Raw genomic sequence first — 20,499 nt, forward strand, 5'->3', positions numbered from 1 at the left:
GCGGCAGCGGGGCATCCCGGAATGATCCAAACCGGTGCCCGATCCGTAGCCCTGATAACAACAGTGGAGAGTGAAAATGGTTCGAATGTGGGTATTGGCGGCGCTGTTAATGGTGGGGCAGATGGTGCAGGCGGCACCAGTCGGGGGCGTCTTTGCCTCCATCGATGGCGGTAAAATCGACATATCATCCTTCCGGGGGCAGCCGGTTCTGGTGGTGAACACCGCCTCGCGCTGCGGCTTCACCAAGCAATACGACGGGCTGCAAACGCTCTATGACCGATACAAGGACCGCGGCCTAGTGGTGCTGGCCGTGCCGTCGAATGATTTCAAACAGGAATTGTCCAGCGCCGAAGAGGTCAAGGAATTCTGCGCCCTGAACTATGATCTGACCCTGCCGATGACCGATATCACCCCGGTGCGGGGCGATGGGGCGCATCCGTTCTTCCGGGCGGTGCGGGCGGAAACCGGATTTGAGCCGGGCTGGAACTTCAACAAGATCCTGATCGCCGCCGATGGCACGGTTGCGGGCACCTGGGGTTCCATCACGCGGCCTCTGTCGGGGCAGATCACCGGCGCCGTCGAAGCCAACCTGCCGCGATAACAGAAATCTATTCTGCGGGTTTCGCTGCGACTTTGGCCGCTCTGCCCGGCTGACGGGACAATTGCACCGCCAGAATGCCGCCGGTGACAATCAGCACCCCGACAATATCAAGCGGCCCCAGTTTTTCACCCAAAAGAAGGCTGGCAATCGCCACCCCGAAGACCGGGTTCAGAAAGTGGAAGGTGGCGGCACGCACCGCGCCAATGCGGTTCAACAGCAGCACCCAGATAAAGGTCGCGGCAAGCCCCGGCACCAGCGTAGTGTAGGCAAAGGCCAGTGCCAGCGGCAGGGTCGGATTTACAAAGATATCCTCGAACAGCGGCGCCGCGATAAACAGGCAGGCCGATCCGATCAGCATCTGCAACCCGACCACCATCATGAAATTGCCGCCCGATGTGGCCCCGCGCAGGGCCAGAGTTGCCAGGGTCAGGGCCAGAACGCCGACACCGCAAAGCACCATGCCGAACAGATCGACCCCGGCGCTGATCCGGGTGCCCATGATCAGGGCAACGCCGACAACACCGGCCAGAAGGCCGACAATGCCCAGGGGTTTCAGACGTTCCCGGAACACCAACCAGGAGGCCAGTGCTACCAGCAAAGGCATGGTGGAGGCGATGATCGCCGCCAGCGACGCTTCGATCGTCTGCATGGCGACAAAGTTCAGCCCCAGATACAGCGCATTCTGACAAATCCCGAAAATGATGGTCGCGCGCCACTGTCCGCGTGTCAGCCGCCAGGTCTGTCCCATTGCCAGCGCAATGGAAATTCCGATCAGGCCCGAGATCAGGAACCGCACCGCCAGGGAAAACAGGGGCGAAGCATCCACGACGATGATCCGCGCAGAGGTGAAAGCCGAGGACCACATCAGGGCAAAGGTCAGCCCCATGGCGATTGCACGAATGTCCAAAGCTGATCCTCCCCTGAATTGCCCGGACAGTCCCGCAAATGGCGCCGGGGCGCAAGGCCCGCTCACATCACAGTGAGACATCCCGGCTGGTCTTGGGCCCAAAAAGAAAGGGCCGCCCGAGGGCGACCCAAATTCCTGTCAGATCCAAAGGATCCGGTCCGAGACTTATGCGTCTTCGTTGACGCTGTCTTTCAGAGCCTTGGCGATGGTCATTTTGACAACCTTGTCGGCTTCTTTCATGAACTTTTCGCCAGTGGCAGGGTTGCGCACTTCGCGCTCGGGGCGCTCGCGGCAATAGATCTTTCCGACACCGGGCAGGGTCACGGCGCCGCCGTTGGAAACTTCACGCGTGATCAGCGCGCAGACGGCGTCCAGAGCGGCACCAGCTGCTTTCTTATCGCTGCCCATTTCCTCAGCCAGCGCTGCGACAAGCTGGGTTTTGGTCATCGGTTTGGACATTCTTAGCTCTCCTTAAAACTGCCCGAACTGTGGGGCCTCATTGCGTGACATTATCGTTATGTTGTGCGGTAACACAACGCGTAGCGATAGCAAAGATCGTGAAAACAAGCGAATTTCCGCAGAAATTTGGGGAAAACTAGCCTCAGAGGAAGGCCGTTTCATCAAAAGAGCGCAGTTTTCGGCTGTGAAGCCGCTCCAATGGCATGCCGCGCAGCTGCTCCATTGCCCGAATTCCGATCTGCAAATGGCGCGCAACCTGGGTCTGATAGAAGTCCGACGCCATGCCGGGCAGCTTCAGCTCGCCATGCAGCGGCTTATCCGAGACACAGAGCAATGTGCCATAGGGAACCCGGAAGCGATAGCCATTTGCGGCGATCGTCGCACTTTCCATATCCAGCGCGATAGCGCGCGACTGGCTGAGCCGCTGCACCGGGCCGGACTGGTCGCGCAGTTCCCAGTTGCGATTGTCGATGGTGGCGACGGTACCGGTGCGCATGATCCGCTTCAGATCGTAGCCTTCGAACTCGGTGACTTCGGCCACGGCCTGTTCCAGTGCGATCTGGATTTCCGCCAGCGCCGGGATCGGGGTCCAGACAGGCAGGTCATCATCCAGCACGTGATCCTCGCGCAGGTACGCATGGGCCAGAACGAAATCGCCCAGCGCCTGCGTGTTCCTGAGGCCGGCACAATGGCCAACCATCAGCCAGGCATGCGGCCGCAGCACCGCGATATGATCGGTGGCGGTTTTGGCATTGGACGGGCCAACGCCGATATTAACCAGCGTGATGCCGCTGCCATCCGCCCGTTTCAGATGGTAGGTCGGCATCTGCGGCAGTTTGGCGATGGCTGGAATGTCGGCATCTGCATCGGTGATCTCATGATCGCCGGTGCTGACAAAACTGCTGTAGCCCGAGGCCGGATCGGCCAGCTGCGCGCGCGCATAGGCTTCGAACTCGGCCACGTAGAACTGGTAGTTGGTGAACAACACGTGGTTCTGGAAATGGGACGGATCAGTTGCCGTGTAATGGGCCAGCCGCGCCAGCGAATAATCGACACGCTGGGCGGTGAACAGCGACAGGGGGCCGCTGCCATTGGCGGGCTGATGGGTGCCGTTGACGATGTCATCATTCGTCGTGGACAGATCCGGCACATCGAACACATCGCGCAGGGTAAACCCGGCGGCGCCTTCCTGCGGCACCGTCAGATCGGGACGTGCAGCCACCGCGAAATGCACTGGAATCGGCGTATCGGAGGCACCAATTGTCACCGGCTGTCCGTGGTTCTTGATCAACAACCCGATCTGCTGGATCAGGTAATTGCGGAACAGATCCGGGCGCGTCACCGTGGTGGCATAGGTGCCCGGCATCGACACGTGGCCAAAGCTGAGCCGCGAATCCACCTGCGCAAAGGAAGAAGTGGTAAAGCGGATTTCAGGATAGAAGGCGCGGATGCGCTGATCCTGCGGTCCCGTGTCCGACATCACAGAAAGGAAGGCATCACACAGGAATTCCGTGGCCTGCCGATAGAGCAGCTCCAGCCGCTCCACGGCCTGCGCCGCGTCGGTGAATGTCTCGGGGGCGGGATGTTCAGGCAGGCGAATGGTGGTCATGAAATCGGCTCTAACACGGGGATTTTCTTGAATGTACGCACATCCACCAGCCCCAGATCCGAAATCCGCAGCTCTGGAATTACCACCAGCGCCAGTAGGGAATGCTGCATATAGGCGTTGTTCAGCTTGCAGCCACAGGCCTCCATCGCCTCGACCATCTTCTGCGCCTTGGCGGCAACCTCGGTCGCGGGGCTGCTGGACATCAGGCCCGCGATAGGCAATTCGACCAGCGCCAGCTCCTCTCCGTCGCGGAACAGGGTGATACCGCCGCCAACCTCGGCCAGGCGATTTGCGGCCAGCGCCATCTGCTCCCGGTCGGTGCCAACCACGATCATGTGGTGGCTGTCATGCGCCACGGTCGAAGCCATCGCCATGGACCCCTGATAGCCAAAGCCCGAGACGAAGGCATTGGTGACGCCGCCCGTGGCCTGATGGCGTTCGACCAGCGCGATCTGGCAGACCTCGCCGGTGCCTTGGACCAACCCGTCGACCACCGGCAATTCCGCCTTCAGCGCCTTGGTCGGGGCCTGGTTCTCCACCACGCCAATCACATTGGCGGTAACCGAGTTCGCCCCCTCCGGCGCATTCAGTTCAAAATCACCCGCCGACAGCGCGTGGCCCAGATGCACGGTACCCGTGGCGCTCTCTGGCCAGTCATAATGCGGGCATTCAACAGTAATAGAGCCGTTTTCTGCCACGATCTGCCCGCGCGCGATCACCAGTTCGATGGGCAATTCGCGCAGGTCCGAGGTCAAGATTACATCCGCGCGCCGCCCAGGGGTGATCGAGCCAAGCTCGCGCTCCAGCCCAAAGTGCGTCGCCGTGTTGATGGTGGCCATCTGCAGCGCGATTACCGGATCACAGCCGCAGGCGATGGCGTGGCGCACCACCCGGTTCATATGGCCATCGTGCACCAGCGTGCCGGAATGGCAGTCATCGGTGCAGAGAATGAAGTTGCGCGGATCCAGGCCCTTTTCCGTCACAGCGGTGATCTGGCTTTCGACGTCATACCAGGCCGAGCCCAGCCGCATCATTGACCGCATGCCCTGACGGACCCGGGCGATGGCATCGGCTTCGCAGGTACCTTCGTGATCATCCGCCGGGCCACCGGCCACATAGGCCGCGAAATCCGGTCCCAGATCGGGAGAGGCATAATGCCCGCCTACTGTTTTACCTGCCCGTTGGGTGGCGGCGATTTCCGCCAGCATCTTGGGATCGGCGTTGGCGACGCCGGGGAAGTTCATCATCTCACCCAGACCGATGATGCCGGGCCATGTCATCGCCTCGGCCACGTCTTCGGCGGTGATCTCATATCCGGTGGTTTCCAGCCCCGGCGCCGACGGCGCGCAGCTGGGCATCTGGGTGAAGATATTGACCGGCTGCATCAGCGCCTCGTCATGCATCATACGCACGCCATCAAGGCCCAGAACATTGGCGATCTCATGCGGGTCAGTGAACATCGAGGTGGTGCCATGCGGGATCACCGCGCGGGCAAATTCCGCCGGAGTCAGCATGCCGGATTCGATATGCATATGGGCATCGCACAGGCCGGGAACCATAAAGCGACCGTTGGCCTCGATCACCTCTGTCTCCGGTCCGGTGCAATAAGAGGCGTCCGGCCCGACATAGGCAATGCGCCCCGCGACGATGGCGATGTCGTGCCCGTCCAGCACTTCACGGGTGTGGACATTCACCCATCTGCCCTGACGGATCACCGTATCTGCGGGCGCGCGGCCTGCGGCGACTTCGATCAGTTTCGGGGCGGAATCGGGCCAGCTGGGAAATGCGGTCTGTGTCATGCGCCAATTGTTCTGATTGCGCTCACAAGTGCAAGGGCCGAAGGCATCCTGTCATCAAAGGATCACCTTCTGCACAAAGCGAAAAATCCCCCTTGCCACTTCCCTGTCGGCGGAGGAGGCTGGAACAAGATGATCAATAAGGCCCGAAACAGGCTCTAACTTGGATATATGGAGAGGTTCCCATGACCGTCACGGATCTGCGCCCCGATGCCGACCGGCAGAATATCGAACACTGGCAGGAGCGGGTGGACCTTGCGGCGACCTTCCGCTGGACCGAGCGGCTCAATATGCACGAAGGCGTGGCGAACCATTTCAGCCTCGCGGTGAACCCCGAAGGCACGCGGTTCCTGATGAACGCCAACCAGATGCATTTCACCCGCATCACCGCCTCGAACCTGTTGCTGCTGGATGCGGATGATCCGGCCACGATGAACCGGCCCGATGCCCCCGATCCCACCGCCTGGGGGCTGCATGGCTCGATCCACCGCCTGTGCCCGCACGCGCGCTGCGTGATGCATGTGCATTCGATCTTTGCCACGGTTCTGGCCTCGCTCGCCGACAGCAACCTGCCTGCCATCGACCAGAACACCGCGACCTTCCATGACCGTTACGTGATCGACGATGGCTATGGCGGTCTTGCCTTCGAGGATGAAGGCGCCCGCTGCGCTGCCATGCTCACCGATCCCAAGAAGAAGGTGATGATCATGGGCAACCATGGGGTTCTGGTGATCGGCGACACGCCCGGCGATACCTTCAACCGGCTCTACTATTTCGAACGCGCGGCCGAGACCTATATCCGCGCCCTGCAAACCGGCCAGCCGCTGCGCTATCTGTCGGACGAAGTCGCCGAAAAGACCGCTGCCGAGCTGGACGCCTATCCTGGGCAGGCCGAAGCACACCTGCGCGAGATCAAGGCAGTACTGGACAGCGAGGGGTCAACTTACGCAAGCTGAGGCGGGGCCTGTCCCCGCATGAGTTGTTGATGAGGGCTGCCCGATGCATGCGATTGCCGATACCACCCGTCTGACGGCAGAGGGCGTGATCACCGCCGATCAGGCCCGCATCATCGAATCCCGCGCCCGCGAAGCGATGATAACCCTCGGGGTCAACGTCATCCTGTGCCTCGGGATCCTCGCGGCGACGGGCGGCTTCATCTTCTGGCTGGCCGATCCGCTGCCCGTGGCGATTGCGGGCCTGCTGATGACCCTCACCGGGCTGGCGATCCTGGCCCGGGGGGGCGAGATGTTCCACATGTTCGGCAATGCTGCCACGCTGATCGGCGCAGGCATGCTGATCGGTGGCGCCACGCTGGAACTGATGGACAATTACGAAGAGATCGCGGGCTGGGTCCTGTTGCCTGTGGGTGGTTTGCTGCTGGCAGTTCTTGCCCTGCGGTACTGGCGCGGCGGGCTATCGTCGCATTTCGTGCTGGGGGCGCTGATCCTGATGGCGCTGGCCGTCCATATCATCGGGATCGAAGCGCTGAGCAGACAACACGATATCGGCTCACCGCTGCGCAACTTTGAAATGCTGTATTATGCGGCGCTGCTGGCGGGGATCGGCGCGCTGATCGACGTGCGGCTGGTCACCGCCTTTGCGCTGGCGCCTTTTGCTCAGGCGCTGGAAACGGGCAGCGCCTATTTCCACGCCGCCTACGTGTTCTATTCCCCGGAACCTACCCTATCGATTCTGCAGATGTCTGCGCTGATCGCCCTGTGCCTGTGGCTCGCCCGCAGCCAGCCGGAACGCATTGCGCGGCATCTGCGCATTCTTGTCATGCTGGCCTTTGTGGTGGCCAACCTCTGTGCGCTGGTCGGTTCGCTCTGGGGGGATTTCGTGGGCGAAACCATCTGGGGGCCGGGACGCTACTACGGCAGCGTCCATCAGGACTGGGACAGCTTCAATGCCGCCCGCACCGCGTTTCGGGACACCGCGCTGGAGCTGTCGGCCAATCTCTATTCCATCCTTTGGGCGCTTGCGCTGGCGGGCATGGTGGTCTGGGCGGCGATGCGCAATGAACGCGGTCTGTTCAATGCGTCGCTGACCTTTGGCGGTATCCACGCCTATACCCAGCTGTTCGAGAGCTTTGCCGATGAACCGCTGGCCTATGTGATCGGCGGACTGGCAGCGGTTCCGCTGGCCTGGGGGATCTGGCGGCTGAACCTGTGGATCACTGCCCGGCAAGCGGCCCCCTAACCCCTACCCCCGGCGCATCTGGCGCGGGGTACTGCCGAACTCCTGCCGGAAGGCACGTGTCATGGCGCTGGGATCCTCATAGCCGCAGCGCAGGGAAATCTCGGCCACGCTGAGCGTGGTTTCCAGCACCAGTTTGCGCGCCTGTATCAGCCGCAGCCTGCGATAGACCGCTTGCGGCGGCGCGCCCAGTTCCGCCTTCATCCGCGCCTCCAGATCCTTTTGACTACGGCCCACCCGGCGGGCGACCTCTCCGATGGGCAACGGCATCTCCAGATTCGCCTGCATCAAGTCGATGGCCCGCACCAACGACCGGCTGCGGGCCAGTGGGATGACCTGACCGCCAGTGGCCTCCGGGCTCATGAACAGCGCCGCAAGCTCCAGCCGCAGCGCTTGGCCGTGGCGTTCCGCGATCAGATCCAGCATCAGCTCGAAGGCAGCCAGCGCGCCGGAACAGGTGACCCGATCCCCGTCCCGCACATAACGCAACCGCTGCGCATCGACCGAGGGGAAGGCTTCGGTGAAACCCTGCAACTCTTCCCAGTGGATGGTGGCCCGGTGCCCGTCCAATAGCCCCGCAGATGCCAGCAGCCAGGCCCCGGCATCAAACCCCGCCATCACCGCGTAGCGCCGCGCCGCAGCCCGCAGCCCGCGCAGTGCCTTATCGGTGGCCAATGGCCGGTAATGATAGCTGGGCATGGCGATCAGCATGTCGCCGCCGTATTCAGCGAGCCGCCCGTGCGCGTTGACCTCCATCCCCGCCGACGACACCGCCGTGCCGCCCTCCAGCGTCAGAAAGCGCCAGTCGTAGATCTGCCGCCCGGCCAGCGTATTGGCCGCGCGCATGGGCTCGACTGTATTGGCCAAACAGTGACCCGAGAAATCATCAAACAGCAGCACATCCACCTGCTGCGGTGCGGCGCGATCTTTCACCCAACTTTGCATGATTTTCTCCATCTTCGCATGAAATCTACCTATATCCCGCGTAGTCTCCCGGACAAGCGAACAAGAAGGATTCCGCAGATGCAGTTTGGGATGACCGAAGAACAGTCGATGATCGTCGACACCACCCGCGCCTTTGTCGAAAAAGAGCTGTACCCGCATGAGCTTGAGGTGGAGCGCAGCGGTCATCTGCCGATGGAGCTGATCAAGGAGCTGCAGGCCAAGGCGATGGAAGCGGGTCTTTATGCCGCCAACATGCCCGAAGAGGTGGGTGGCGCCGGGCTCGATACGCTCAGCTGGCTGATGTACGAAAAGGAACTGGGTCGCGCTAACTACGCGCTGCACTGGACCTGCGTTGCGCGCCCGTCGAACATCCTGCTGGCCGGCACCGACGAGCAGAAGGAAAAGTACCTCTACCCCTGCATGAAGGGCGAAAAATGGGATTGCCTGGCAATGACAGAGCCGGGCGCCGGGTCCGATCTGCGCGGCATGACCGCCACGGCGCGGGCGGATGGGGATGATTACATCCTCAACGGCACCAAGCATTTCATCAGCCACGCCGATATTGCCGATTTCGCCATCGTCTTCATGGCCACGGGTGAAGAGGATACCCCGCGCGGGCCGAAAAAGAAGATCACCGCCTTTTTCGTCGACAAGGGCACGCCGGGCTTCAGCGTGCGCGACGGCTACCGCAATGTCAGCCACCGCGGCTATACCAACGCGGTGCTGGAATTCGACGATTGCCGCCTGCCGAAATCCGCCATTCTGGGTGAGGTGGACAAGGGGTTCGAGGTTGCAAACACTTGGCTAGGCGCAACGCGACTGCAGGTTGCGGCCACCTGCCTTGGCCGCGCCGAACGCGCCTTGCAGCACGCGGTGGAATACTCCGCCGAGCGCAAGCAATTCGGCCAGCAGATCGGCAAATTCCAGGGCGTGTCCTTCAAACTGGCGGATATGGCGACCGAGCTGAAGGCAGCAAACCTTCTGACCTGGGAAGCAGGCTGGAAATTCGATCAGGGCAGCGTCACCGAAAGCGACATGTCCATGGCGAAACTGAAGGCAACTGAAATGCTGGCCATGGTCGCGGATGAGGCGATCCAGATTCACGGCGGCATGGGCCTGATGGACGAGCTGCCGCTTGAGCGTATCTGGCGCGATGCCCGGGTTGAACGGATCTGGGAAGGCACCAGCGAAATCCAGCGCCACATCATCAGCCGGGAGTTGCTGCGTCCTCTGGGCGGATAACCCCCGGTGGTGAAGACCATATTTCCCTGCTACCGGCCGTTTTTCACTCATTGGATGAGCGCCGGATTTGGGTCAGATTTCGCGACCTGTTTACGGTACGCCTCTGTCGCAGACCTGATACCGTCGGGTTCCTGTGCAAACAAAGTGCAGCGATCTCCCGGGAAAAAAGGCAGTTCAAAAACGACAACCCCCCGGACCCAAAAGGAACCGGGGGGCGTTCTGAAATCGCGGTCTAAAGCATCCCTACTCAATCCGCACAACCATAAAGGGATCATTTCGTTAATGAAACGTTATCAGCGCGGCTATAATTCCGCCCTTGGCCCAAAATTTTTCAGTTTGCATGGGGTTTCAGCATGACTCCGCGCCTGTCACGACTGTTGCGGCCCGAAACAATCGCCGTCATTGGCGGCGGCGACTGGTGTCGGCTGGTGGTTGAGCAATGCCGGTCGATGGGATTCGCTGGCCAGATCTGGCCGGTTCACCCCAAGGCCGAAGAGATCGCAGGTCTGCCCGCCTATGCATCGGTGGCGGATCTGCCCGCTGCACCGGATGCCAGTTTCATCGGGGTGAACCGCTTTGCCACTGTGGATATCGTCGCCGACCTTGCCGCCCGGAATGCCGGCGGCGCGGTCTGTTTCGCCTCCGGTTTCCTCGAGGCCCAAGCCGAGGATGCCGAAGGCGCTGACCTGCAGGCCCGATTGCTGGAGGCCGCGGCCGAGATGCCGATCCTCGGACCGAACTGCTATGGCTTCATCAACTATCTGGACGGCGCGCTCTTGTGGCCGGACCAGCATGGCGGGCAACCCACCGACAGCGGTGTGGCCATCGTCACCCAAAGTTCGAACATCGCCATCAACCTCACCATGCAGCAACGTGGCCTGCCCCTTGCCTATGTGGTGACAGCGGGCAATCAGGCGCAATCCGGCATCGCCGACATTGGCGCCGCCCTGCTGGAAGACGACCGGGTGACGGCCCTTGGTCTGCATATCGAAGGCTTTGGCGATCTGCGGGCCTTCGAGGCCCTCGCCCAACGTGCCCGGGAACTGGGCAAACCAATTGTTGCCCTCAAGGTTGGAAAATCAGCCGAGGCCCAGGCAGCGACCGTCTCCCATACCGCATCGGTCGCCGGGGGGGATGCAGGGGCTACGGCGCTGCTCGCCCGCCTTGGCATTGCGCGGCTCGACGATCTCTCTTCTTTCCTTGAGACGCTGAAACTGCTGCACGTCACCGGGCCTCTCACCTCAAACCGGATCGCCTCGATCAGCTGTTCTGGCGGCGAGGCCAGTCTGGCGGCGGATACGGCCCATGACCTTGATGTGGTCTTTCCGCCGCTAAACGAGCGCCAGACGACCAACCTGCGTGCGGCACTGGGGCCGATGGTGGCACTGGCCAACCCGCTGGATTACCACACCTATATCTGGCGCGACGTCGATGCGATGACCCGCGCCTTTTCCGCGATGATGGACCCCTCTCTGGCGATGACCCTGCTGATCGTCGATTTCCCGCGCCCCGATCGCTGCTCGGCCGCGGACTGGGACTGCGCGATTGAGGCCGCAATTGGCGCCCGCCAGCAGACCGGCGCCAATGTGGGGATGGTAGCCTCCCTGCCCGAATTGCTGCCCGAGGAGGTCGCGGCGCAGCTGATGGCGGCAGGCGTGGTGCCCTTCTGCGGATTGCGCGAAGCGATCATCGCCTGCGAAGCCGCCGCAGGATCCCCCCTGCCCGCTGCCGAGCCGCTGTTGCTGCCCACGCCGACGGTGGATCCCGATCTTATCCCCGAGGCCGAAGCCAAGCGGCGCCTTGCGGATTACGGACTGCGTATCCCGAAATCCCATCGCGCAAAAACACCGGGCGCAGCGCGCGCCAGCGCAGCCGACATTGGCTACCCGGTAGCGCTGAAAGGTGAAGGCGTTGCCCACAAGACCGAGGCGGGCGCCGTGGTTCTGAACCTGATGTCCGGCGGCGCCGTAAGCGCGGCCGCCGAGCAGATGCATGCCTCCTCCTTCCTGGTCGAAGAAATGATCACGGATGCGGTGGCCGAACTGCTGATCGGCGTAGTGAAGGATCCAGCACATGGCTTTGTCCTGACCCTCGCCGCCGGTGGAACCCTGACCGAATTGATGCAGGACAGCGTCTCACTTCTGCTGCCCGCCAGCGACGCGGCCATCGAGGCTGCGCTCAGCTCCCTGCGTATCGCCCGGGTGCTCGACGGCTATCGGGGCAGACCCGCCGCAGACCACGCGGCCATCCTGCGCGCCGTTCGCGCGGTCGGCTCTTATGTGCTGGACCACGCCGAAGGACTGGAAGAGATTGAGATCAACCCGCTGATTTGTACCGCCGACGATGCCATCGCGGCGGATGCGCTGATGCGCAGAAAGGACTGGATGAGATGACCGACACAGATACCGCACAGAGCCCCGTCAAAACCCGCCGCGAAGGCGCCATCCTTGAGGTGACGCTGGACCGGCCAAAGGCCAACGCCATCGACCTGAAGACCAGCGTTGTCATGGGCGAGGTATTCCGCGAATTCCGCGATGATCCCGAATTGCGCGTCGCCATCGTGACAGGTGGTGGTGACAAGTTCTTCTGCCCCGGCTGGGATCTGAAGGCTGCCGCGGATGGTGATGCCGTCGATGGCAATTACGGCGTTGGCGGCTTCGGCGGCCTGCAGGAAATGCGCGAGATGAACAAACCGGTGATCGCAGCGGTGAACGGCATCGCCTGTGGCGGTGGGTTGGAACTGGCGCTGTCAGCCGACATGATCATCGCCGCCGATCACGCCACCTTTGCCCTGCCGGAAATCCGTTCGGGCACGGTGGCCGATGCGGCGTCGATCAAACTGCCCAAACGCATCCCCTATCACATCGCCATGGAGCTTTTGCTCACCGGGCGCTGGTTTGACGCGGAAGAGGCGAACCGTTGGGGTCTGGTGAATGAAATCGTCGCCGCCGATCAGTTGATGGACCGCGCCTGGGAGCTGGCCCGGCTGCTCGCCTCTGGCCCGCCGCTGGTCTATGCGGCGATCAAGGAAATCGTGCGCGATGCCGAAGATTCCAAGTTCCAGGACGCGATGAACCGGATCACCCAGCGGCAATTGCGCTCGGTCGATGTACTCTATGACAGCGAAGATCAGATGGAAGGGGCCCGCGCCTTTGCCGAGAAACGCGATCCGGTCTGGAAGGGCCGCTAGAGCTTTTCAGGCTGAGCCTGAAACGATAGATCGCCTGAGACACGTCGCTAAGCGTCTGCCCGAGCGGGCGGACGCGTGCCTTCCGCTGGCGCGACAGGCGTGAAAAGCTTCAACTCCCTTTGATGCGCTGCACCGCCCAGCGCGCGGCATCGGCGACCACGGGATCCGCATCCTCGGTCAGCCGCGCCGCCACCGGGCCAAGGGCGGGATCGCCAGAATTGCCGATGGCATATAGAACATTGCGCACAAACCGATCCCGCCCGATCCGCTTGATCGGCGAGCCCGAGAACATCGCCCGGAACGCCGTATCGTCCAGCGCCGCCAAATCGGCCAGACGCGGCACGCTGAGCCCCTCGCGGGCGGCATAACGCATGTCGCTGGCTGCAACCGCGAATTTGTTCCACGGGCAAGCGGCCAGACAATCGTCACAGCCATAGATCCGGTTGCCCATCTTGCCGCGCAGCTCTTCGTCGATCGGGCCTTTGTACTCGATCGTCAGATAGGAAATGCAGCGCCGTGCATCCAGTTGATAGGGCGCGGGAAAGGCATCTGTCGGACAGGCCGCAAGACAGGATCGGCAAGACCCGCAATGATCCCGCTCTGGCGCATCGACCGGCAGCTCCAGCGTGGTAAAAACAGAGCCTATGAAGGCCCAGTTGCCCCAATCCCGGCTGACCAGATTGGTATGTTTACCTTGCCAGCCCAGCCCGGCCGCCTGCCCCAGCGGCTTTTCCGGCACCGGCGCAGTATCGACAAAAACCTTCACCTCGGCAGGATCGCCCGCCTTCTCCGCCTCGGCAATCAGCCAGCGGGCCAGACGTTTCAGGCGTTTCTTGACCAGATCATGGTAATCCTTGCCACGCGCATAGACCGAGACCGCGCCCCGGTCAGGCTGGTCCACAACCGCCATTGGGTCTTCGTCGGGGGTATAGCTTTCGGCGAGCATGATCACCGATTTCGCCTCGGGCCACAGCTGCGCCGGATCACCGCGCCAATGGCTACGCTCCGCCATCCAGCCCATCTGCCCGTGATACCCCGCCTCCAGAAAGGCCTGCAGCCGCGCGGGCACCTCGGGCACATCCCCCGGGCGGCAGATCCGGCAGGCGACGAACCCTTCGTCCAGCGCCTGGCGGATCAGCTTTTCCTTCAGGGCAGCGCTCATGCCAACACCGGCAGGCGCAGATCAAAAATCGAGGTCGGCATAATGCGGCGGCGGCCGGAAGCCGGGGATCTGATCAGCCAGGATCGACCGGAATGCCGGGCGCGACTTGATCTTGGCATACCAATCCTTCACGGCGGCAGAGCGGTTCCAATCCACATCGGAGATATAATCGAGCGATGACAGATGCGCGGCGGCAGCAAAATCCGCCAGCGTCATGCTGTCCCCCGCCAGCCAGCGCCGGTGGTCCAGCAGCCAGGCCATGTAATCCAGGTGATACTTGATCGCCCGGGCGCCAGCCTTGACGTTGCGGCTGTCAGGATAGCCTTCGCCGGTGACCTTCTTGTTGACCCGCTCATAGAGCAGTTTCGAGGTCACCTCGTGGTGGAACTTGTCATCGAACCAGCTGACCAGACGGCGCACCTCATAGCGGCCATCGGGATCAGAGGGCATCAGCGACGGCTCGGGGCGGCTTTCCTCCAAGTATTCGCAGATCGCCGCGCTTTCCGACATCATCTTGCCATCAAGACGTACCACCGGAACCTTGGCCGCCGGGTTGCGCCGCAGGAAATCGGGATCTTTCTCCCAATAGCGTTCTTCGACCAGTTCGACCTCGATCTTCTTTTCCGCCAGTGACAAGCGGACCTTGCGACAAAACGGTGAGAGCGGGACATGATACAGGCGTGCCATTGGCGGGTGGAGTCTCCTGAAGCGTGCGGGATAGAACCAGCAATGCCCGCTTGTGGCAAAAGTTTCAATCCTCGAAACAGGCTGATCGTCCATCTGCGCGGATGGTGGCCGCCCCATCCCGGATCTGCGCCGCCCGTTGACGGACGAATTTTGACGGCCGCGACGCCGATCTACCCTTGGGATCCGGCAGCACCGCCGCGATCAGCGCCGCCTGACGCGCGGACAAAGCATCCGGACCGACGCCGAAATACTGCCGCGCCGCCGCCTCGACGCCAAAGACGCCTTCGTCCATCTCTGCGACGTTCAGATAGACCTCCAGAATGCGCCGCTTGCTCCAGATCGCCTCGACCAGCGGGGTCATCAGTGTTTCCAGCGCCTTGCGGATCCAGCTGCGTCCCTGCCAGAGGAATACGTTCTTCACCACCTGTTGGGAAATCGTCGACCCGCCACGCTGACCGCCCTCAGCCAGTGCCGCACGGATCGCGGTGACATCAATACCCCAATGCTGGCAATACCGCGCATCTTCCGCCGCCACCACGGAGCGCGCCATGACCGGCGCGATATGGTCAAACGGGACCCATTCCCGATCCACCTCACCCAGCCTGCGCTGTTCGCTCCAGATCGTATGGGTGATCGGCGGGTTCACCACCGAATAGAGCGCCACCAACGCCACAGCCAGCAGGGCAGCCGCAAAAAAGGCTCTAAGAACCCATTTGCGCACCCACCTCAAGGGCCAGGTCATCCGGCGCAGCAGAGACGCACTGCGCGGGCCCGGCTTTTTCTTCGCTGCCTTAGCCATACCCCCTCTATACGGCAGAGCCACCCGTGGCTGCCACCGTGAAATCCGCCTGCTGCTCCGGAGCCCTCATCGCATGCCCAAAACGGGCACGGGACAAAGGGACGGCTCAGGCAGAATTGCGGAGGCTCCGCGCCGCAGGCGGGGAAACCGCCATTGTGCTTGAACCGGTCCTGTCCCGGGACAGGCAGGGGTCAGGCGATGTAGGCGCCGGGGCTTGCTGCTCGGGTGACTCGGAGAAACACTCCCCCAAAAAGAAAAAGCCCCGCAGGCGGGTCGCCTGCGGGACAATTTGATAGCGTTGTTTTCGTTCGGCTTATTCGGCGGGAACGGCAGCCTGCTCTTCCGAGATCGGATGCGTCAGCTTGTTCAGCATTTCCTTGGGGCAAACCTGCAGGAAATTACCCTTCTCGATGTCCCAGTGTTGCAGGATCTCCGCGGCCTTGCGGCTTCCGGTTTCCTCAAGATGACGCTCGATCAGGCCTTTCAGCTGCGCTTCCCAATGCGTCACGGTGACCGGGCAGGTAACCAGCGATTCCATGTTCATCATGGTCTCGGCCTTGCCCTCGGGGTCATAGAGATAGGCCATACCCCCGGTCATGCCGGCACCAAAGTTGGCGCCGATCGAACCCAGGATCACCGCAACGCCGCCGGTCATATATTCACAACCGTTGGAGCCGCAGCCCTCGATCACCACCTTGGCGCCCGAGTTGCGGACCCCGAAACGCTCGCCCGCGCGGCCCGCTGCGAACAGGTAACCGTCCGTAGCGCCATAAAGCACGGTGTTGCCAACGATGGTGTTGTCGCTTGCCACCAGCGGCGAGGCCATCGGAGGACGCACGACGATCATGCCACCCGACAGGCCCTTGCCGACATAGTCGTTGGCATCACCGGACACTTCCAGTTTCAGACCCGGCGCCGCAAAGGCCCCCAGGGACTGACCGGCCGAGCCTTGCAGCTTCACCGTCAGGTGGTTGGGCTGGAAGGAATTGCGCATGCCGAAGTTGCGCACGATATGACTCGACGTGCGGGTGCCCACGGTGCGGTGGGTGTTCTGCACCGCATAGGACAGCTGCATCTTTTCGCCATCCTGCAGGAACCGCGCCGCATCGCGCACGATTTCCGCATCCAGCGTATCCGGCACCGCATTGCGGTCCTTGTCGCGGTTGTAAACGATGCTGGCAGAGCCATCGACGGTGATCAGCAGCGGGTTGAGGTCGAGATCATCGAGATGCGCCGACCCGCGAGAGACCTGCGCCAGCAGATCCGCACGGCCAACCACTTCATCCAGGCTGCGCGCACCGATGGAAGCGAGGATTTCCCGCACTTCCTGCGCATAGAAGGTGATGAGGTTCACCACCTTGTCGGCGTTGCCGGTGAACTTGTCACGCAGGCTTTCGTCCTGGGTGCAGACGCCCACCGGGCAGGTGTTCGACTGGCACTGACGCACCATGATGCAGCCCATCGCGATCAGCGCGGCGGTGCCGATGCCGTATTCCTCGGCGCCCATCATCGCGGCCATGACGATGTCACGACCTGTGCGCAGACCACCATCGGTCCGCAGAGTCACGCGGCCCCGCAGGTTGTTCATCGCCAGCACCTGATGCGCTTCGGTCAGACCCATTTCCCAGGGCAGACCCGCGAATTTGATCGAGGTCGCGGGCGAAGCACCGGTGCCGCCATTGGCGCCCGAGATCAGGATGATGTCGGCCTTCGCCTTGGCAACGCCAGCAGCAATGGTGCCAACACCAGAGGAAGCCACGAGTTTCACCGTCACCTTGCAGCGCGGGTTGATCTGTTTCAGGTCATAGATCAGCTGCGCCAGATCCTCGATCGAGTAGATGTCGTGGTGCGGCGGCGGCGAAATCAGCGTCACGCCCTTGGTCGAATGGCGCAGACGGGCGATCAGGTCGGTAACCTTCATCCCCGGCAGCTGACCACCTTCACCCGGCTTGGCACCTTGAGCGACCTTGATCTCCAGCTCTTCACACTGGTTCAGGTATTCGGCGGTGACACCGAAACGGCCAGAAGCCACCTGCTTGATCTTGGCCGAGGGGTTGTCGCCATTGGGTTCGGGCACAAAGTGTGCCGGATCCTCGCCCCCCTCACCGGAGTCCGATTTGGCGCCGATGCGGTTCATCGCGACGTTCAGCGTCTTGTGTGCCTCGGGCGACAGCGCCCCCAGCGACATACCCGGCGTCACAAAGCGTTTGCGGATCGCGGTGATGCTTTCCACTTCCTCCAGCGGCACCGGTTTGCCCAGTGGCTTGATGTCCAGAAGGTCGCGCAGATGGATCGGCGGATTGCTTTGCATCTTGGCCGAATACTGCTTCCACATCTCGTAGGACGCCTTGTTACAGGCCATCTGCAGCATGTGCATCGAGCTGGCTTCCCAGGCATGGGTCTCACCCGATTTACGCGCCTTGTAAAAGCCGCCAATCGGCAGAACGTTCTGCTGTTCTGCCCATGCGGTGCCGTGGATTTCCTCGGCCTTGACCTGGATACCCGACACACCGATGCCGGAAATCCGGCTGGTCATACCCGGGAAGTATTCGGCGCACATGGCGCGGGACAGGCCTACGGCCTCGAAGTTGAGACCGCCACGGTAAGAGGAGATCACCGAGATGCCCATCTTGGCCATGATCTTCAAAAGGCCCTGATCGATGGCTTCGCGGTAGCGGCTGACGTTTTCGGTCAGGCTGCCGTCCAAGAGGCCGCGTTCGATACGGTCTGCCAGCGAATCCTCGGCCAGATATGCGTTCACCACGGTGGCGCCACAACCGATCAGCACCGCAAAGTAATGCGGGTCGATACACTCGGCCGAACGCACGTTCAGCGAACAGAAGGTCCGCAGACCCTTGCGGGTCAGATGCGAATGCACGGCGGAGGTCGCCAGGATCATCGGCATTGCAACCTTATCCGCATTCGAATGCTGGTCGGTCAGAACGATATGGCCAGAGCCGGAGCGCACCGCCTCTTCGGCCTCGGCGCGAATGCGCTGGAGGGCCGCGTTCAGCGAGCCTTTGCCTGCCACGAAGGTACAGTCGATCTCGACCAGCGGCGCGTTGAGGCTCTCCATCAGCTTGTCCCACTGGGCGTTGCCGACAAAGGGGCTTTCCAGAACGAAGATCTCGGTCTGGCTGCTGTCCTCGTCCAGAACGTTCTTGAGGTTCCCGAACCGCGTTTTCAGCGACATCACCCGGTATTCACGCAGGGAATCGATCGGCGGGTTGGTCACCTGGCTGAAGTTCTGACGGAAGAAATGCGACAGCGGGCGGTATTTCTTGGAGAGAACCGCCGACGGGGTGTCATCGCCCATCGAGGCGAGGGTTTCCTTGCCGTCCTCAGCCATCGGCGCAAGGATCTGTTCCAGTTCTTCGATGGTGTAACCGGCAGCAATCTGGCGGCGGCGCAGTTCTTCGCCCTGGAACAGCGGCTTTTCCGTCACCGTGGCAAGCGACTCGTCCAGATCGTTGATCTTTTCAACCCACTCGCCGAACGGCAGCGCGGCGGCCAGCTTGTCCTTGATCTCGGTGTCGTGGAACAGCTTGCCCTTTTTCATGTCCACGGCCAGCATCTGACCAGGGCCAAGCGCACCCTTTTCCACCACGTTGGCTTCGTCGATCGGAACCATGCCCGCTTCGGACCCCGCGATCACCAGACCATCGCCAGTGACGACATAGCGCATCGGGCGCAGGCCGTTACGATCCAGACCGGCGCAGACCCAGCGACCATCGGTCATTGCCAGCGCGGCCGGGCCATCCCAAGGCTCCATCACGGAGTTGCAGTAGGAATACATGTCGCGCCAGGCTTCGGGCAGTTCGACCGCCTGTTTCGACCAGCTTTCGGGTACCAGCATGGTTTTCGCCATGGGGGCGGAGCGGCCCGCGCGCACCAGAACCTCAAACACCGAATCCAGCGCCGCCGAGTCGGAAGACCCGCCCGCGATGATCGGTTTGATGTCCTCGGCATAGTCGCCAAAGGTGGAGGAGGCCATGCGGATCTCGTGGCTCTTCATCCAGTTGACGTTGCCCTTCAGCGTGTTGATCTCACCATTGTGGGCCAGCATGCGGAACGGCTGTGCCAGCCACCACTGCGGGAAGGTATTGGTGGAATAGCGCTGGTGATAGATCGCAAAGGCAGATTCAAAGCGTTCGTCCATCAGGTCGGGATAGAAAACCGCAACCTGTTCGGCGAGCATCATGCCCTTGTAGATGATCGACCGGCAGGACAGCGACGCGATATAAAGACCACCAATCCCGGCAGCAGCGGCTGCTTTCTCAATCCGGCGACGGATCACGTAGAGTTCCCGCTCAAAGGTGTCTTCGTCCACGCCCTTGGAGTTGGAGATCAGGATCTGCTCGATCTCGGGGCGGGTGGCGTTAGCCTTTTCACCCAGGCAGGTCACATCGACGGGCACGTGGCGCCAGCCATAGATGTAATAGCCCATGCGCAGAACTTCGGTTTCCACGATGGTCCGGCAGGTTTCCTGAGCCCCGAAATCGGTACGCGGCAGGAAGACCTGACCAACCGCGATCAGCTGATCGGTGTGCGGCTCGTGGCCGGTGCGCTTGATCTGGTCATAGAAGAAGGGAACCGGGATCTGCACGTGGATGCCCGCACCATCGCCGGTCTTGCCATCGGCATCGACCGCACCGCGGTGCCAGATCGCCTTCAGCGCGTTGATACCGGCTTCGACCACCTTGCGGCTGGCGCTGCCATCCTGCGAGACGACCAGACCCACACCGCAGGAAGAATGCTCTTCTTCCTCGGAATAGAGACCGTTTTCTGCCATCCACTTGCGCTTGGCTTCTTCGGCGCGGACCCATTCTGCATCATATTTCGTCATGTCATTTTCCTTTGCCTGGCGGGGGCGCCTCGCCTGTTTCAGGGGCGCGCATCCGCGTGG

The 20,499-nt window shown here is 62.0% G+C and carries 15 protein-coding genes; 6 read left to right on the top strand and 9 right to left on the bottom strand.

Annotated elements, in window-relative coordinates; genetic code table 11:
• The first annotated feature begins 76 nt into the window (after positions 1-76).
• Positions 77-601 carry a glutathione peroxidase gene (locus tag SM765_RS12715; protein WP_425537264.1) on the top strand — a complete coding sequence of 175 codons (525 nt, stop codon included), beginning with the start codon at positions 77-79 and terminating at the stop codon, positions 599-601.
• 7 nt (positions 602-608) lie between these two features.
• Here the strand turns inward: SM765_RS12715 and SM765_RS12720 are convergent, their stop codons facing one another.
• From SM765_RS12720 to ade, 4 genes are all read right to left on the bottom strand, one after another.
• The gene (locus SM765_RS12720) at positions 609-1,508 is read right to left on the bottom strand and encodes a DMT family transporter (protein ID WP_274838058.1); all 900 of its coding nucleotides are present in this window, start codon (positions 1,506-1,508) and stop codon (positions 609-611) included.
• A 165-nt stretch (positions 1,509-1,673) separates the two neighbouring features.
• A complete protein-coding gene (locus SM765_RS12725) occupies positions 1,674-1,967 on the bottom strand; it encodes an HU family DNA-binding protein (RefSeq protein WP_065271973.1) in 294 nt (97 codons plus the stop codon).
• A gap of 142 nt (positions 1,968-2,109) precedes the next feature.
• The gene (locus tag SM765_RS12730; RefSeq protein WP_274838057.1) at positions 2,110-3,576 is read right to left on the bottom strand and encodes an AMP nucleosidase; all 1,467 of its coding nucleotides are present in this window, start codon (positions 3,574-3,576) and stop codon (positions 2,110-2,112) included.
• Positions 3,573-5,375 carry an adenine deaminase gene (ade, locus tag SM765_RS12735; RefSeq protein ID WP_274838056.1) on the bottom strand — a complete coding sequence of 601 codons (1,803 nt, stop codon included), beginning with the start codon at positions 5,373-5,375 and terminating at the stop codon, positions 3,573-3,575. Before ade ends, SM765_RS12730 begins: the two co-directional genes overlap by 4 nt.
• Before the next feature lie 182 nt (positions 5,376-5,557).
• Between ade and SM765_RS12740 the strand changes: the two genes are divergently transcribed.
• On the top strand, positions 5,558-6,328 hold the full coding sequence (locus SM765_RS12740; RefSeq protein ID WP_274838055.1) for a class II aldolase and adducin N-terminal domain-containing protein: 771 nt from the start codon (positions 5,558-5,560) through the stop codon (positions 6,326-6,328).
• A 43-nt stretch (positions 6,329-6,371) separates the two neighbouring features.
• Positions 6,372-7,571: a hypothetical protein gene (locus tag SM765_RS12745; RefSeq protein ID WP_274838054.1), complete on the top strand. Its 1,200-nt coding sequence runs from the start codon at positions 6,372-6,374 to the stop codon at positions 7,569-7,571.
• A gap of 3 nt (positions 7,572-7,574) precedes the next feature.
• Here the strand turns inward: SM765_RS12745 and SM765_RS12750 are convergent, their stop codons facing one another.
• Positions 7,575-8,513, bottom strand: a complete 939-nt coding sequence (locus SM765_RS12750; protein WP_065273644.1) for a GlxA family transcriptional regulator — start codon at positions 8,511-8,513, stop codon at positions 7,575-7,577.
• Between the two features lie 78 nt (positions 8,514-8,591).
• Between SM765_RS12750 and SM765_RS12755 the strand changes: the two genes are divergently transcribed.
• The 3 genes from SM765_RS12755 (at position 8,592) to SM765_RS12765 (ending at position 12,945) form a co-directional block, all read left to right on the top strand.
• Positions 8,592-9,755, top strand: a complete 1,164-nt coding sequence (locus SM765_RS12755) for an acyl-CoA dehydrogenase family protein (protein ID WP_065271978.1) — start codon at positions 8,592-8,594, stop codon at positions 9,753-9,755.
• Between the two features lie 353 nt (positions 9,756-10,108).
• Positions 10,109-12,148 (top strand): acetate--CoA ligase family protein, encoded by a 2,040-nt coding sequence (locus tag SM765_RS12760; RefSeq protein ID WP_274835174.1) that lies wholly within the window; start codon positions 10,109-10,111, stop codon positions 12,146-12,148.
• Positions 12,145-12,945 (top strand): carnitinyl-CoA dehydratase, encoded by an 801-nt coding sequence (locus tag SM765_RS12765; RefSeq protein ID WP_274838053.1) that lies wholly within the window; start codon positions 12,145-12,147, stop codon positions 12,943-12,945. The genes SM765_RS12760 and SM765_RS12765 overlap by 4 nt, the downstream gene beginning before the upstream one ends.
• A 109-nt stretch (positions 12,946-13,054) precedes the next feature.
• Here the strand turns inward: SM765_RS12765 and queG are convergent, their stop codons facing one another.
• From queG to gltB, 4 genes are all read right to left on the bottom strand, one after another.
• A complete protein-coding gene (queG, locus tag SM765_RS12770; protein WP_274838052.1) occupies positions 13,055-14,107 on the bottom strand; it encodes a tRNA epoxyqueuosine(34) reductase QueG in 1,053 nt (350 codons plus the stop codon).
• 21 nt (positions 14,108-14,128) lie between these two features.
• The gene (gene fzlA / locus SM765_RS12775; protein WP_065271982.1) at positions 14,129-14,794 is read right to left on the bottom strand and encodes an FtsZ-binding protein FzlA; all 666 of its coding nucleotides are present in this window, start codon (positions 14,792-14,794) and stop codon (positions 14,129-14,131) included.
• Positions 14,795-14,858: 64 nt separating this feature from the next.
• On the bottom strand, positions 14,859-15,593 hold the full coding sequence (mtgA, locus tag SM765_RS12780; RefSeq protein ID WP_065271983.1) for a monofunctional biosynthetic peptidoglycan transglycosylase: 735 nt from the start codon (positions 15,591-15,593) through the stop codon (positions 14,859-14,861).
• Positions 15,594-15,906: 313 nt separating this feature from the next.
• Positions 15,907-20,439 (bottom strand): glutamate synthase large subunit, encoded by a 4,533-nt coding sequence (gene gltB / locus SM765_RS12785; protein WP_274838051.1) that lies wholly within the window; start codon positions 20,437-20,439, stop codon positions 15,907-15,909.
• Positions 20,440-20,499 lie beyond the last annotated feature (60 nt).

Source organism: Pseudophaeobacter sp. 1A09344 (genome assembly GCF_041008745.1).
GTDB classification, from domain to species: Bacteria; Pseudomonadota; Alphaproteobacteria; order Rhodobacterales; family Rhodobacteraceae; genus Phycobacter; species Phycobacter gallaeciensis_A.

Coding starts and splice junctions, on each gene's coding strand:
- SM765_RS12730 (WP_274838057.1), bottom strand. CDS start 3,576: ATGACCACCATTCGCCTGCCTGAACATCCCGCCCCCGAGACATTCACC.
- SM765_RS12760 (WP_274835174.1), top strand. CDS start 10,109: ATGACTCCGCGCCTGTCACGACTGTTGCGGCCCGAAACAATCGCCGTC.
- SM765_RS12740 (WP_274838055.1), top strand. CDS start 5,558: ATGACCGTCACGGATCTGCGCCCCGATGCCGACCGGCAGAATATCGAA.
- SM765_RS12755 (WP_065271978.1), top strand. CDS start 8,592: ATGCAGTTTGGGATGACCGAAGAACAGTCGATGATCGTCGACACCACC.
- gltB (WP_274838051.1), bottom strand. CDS start 20,439: ATGACGAAATATGATGCAGAATGGGTCCGCGCCGAAGAAGCCAAGCGC.
- mtgA (WP_065271983.1), bottom strand. CDS start 15,593: ATGGCTAAGGCAGCGAAGAAAAAGCCGGGCCCGCGCAGTGCGTCTCTG.
- ade (WP_274838056.1), bottom strand. CDS start 5,375: ATGACACAGACCGCATTTCCCAGCTGGCCCGATTCCGCCCCGAAACTG.
- SM765_RS12725 (WP_065271973.1), bottom strand. CDS start 1,967: ATGTCCAAACCGATGACCAAAACCCAGCTTGTCGCAGCGCTGGCTGAG.
- SM765_RS12745 (WP_274838054.1), top strand. CDS start 6,372: ATGCATGCGATTGCCGATACCACCCGTCTGACGGCAGAGGGCGTGATC.
- fzlA (WP_065271982.1), bottom strand. CDS start 14,794: ATGGCACGCCTGTATCATGTCCCGCTCTCACCGTTTTGTCGCAAGGTC.
- SM765_RS12765 (WP_274838053.1), top strand. CDS start 12,145: ATGACCGACACAGATACCGCACAGAGCCCCGTCAAAACCCGCCGCGAA.
- queG (WP_274838052.1), bottom strand. CDS start 14,107: ATGAGCGCTGCCCTGAAGGAAAAGCTGATCCGCCAGGCGCTGGACGAA.
- SM765_RS12750 (WP_065273644.1), bottom strand. CDS start 8,513: ATGCAAAGTTGGGTGAAAGATCGCGCCGCACCGCAGCAGGTGGATGTG.
- SM765_RS12715 (WP_425537264.1), top strand. CDS start 77: ATGGTTCGAATGTGGGTATTGGCGGCGCTGTTAATGGTGGGGCAGATG.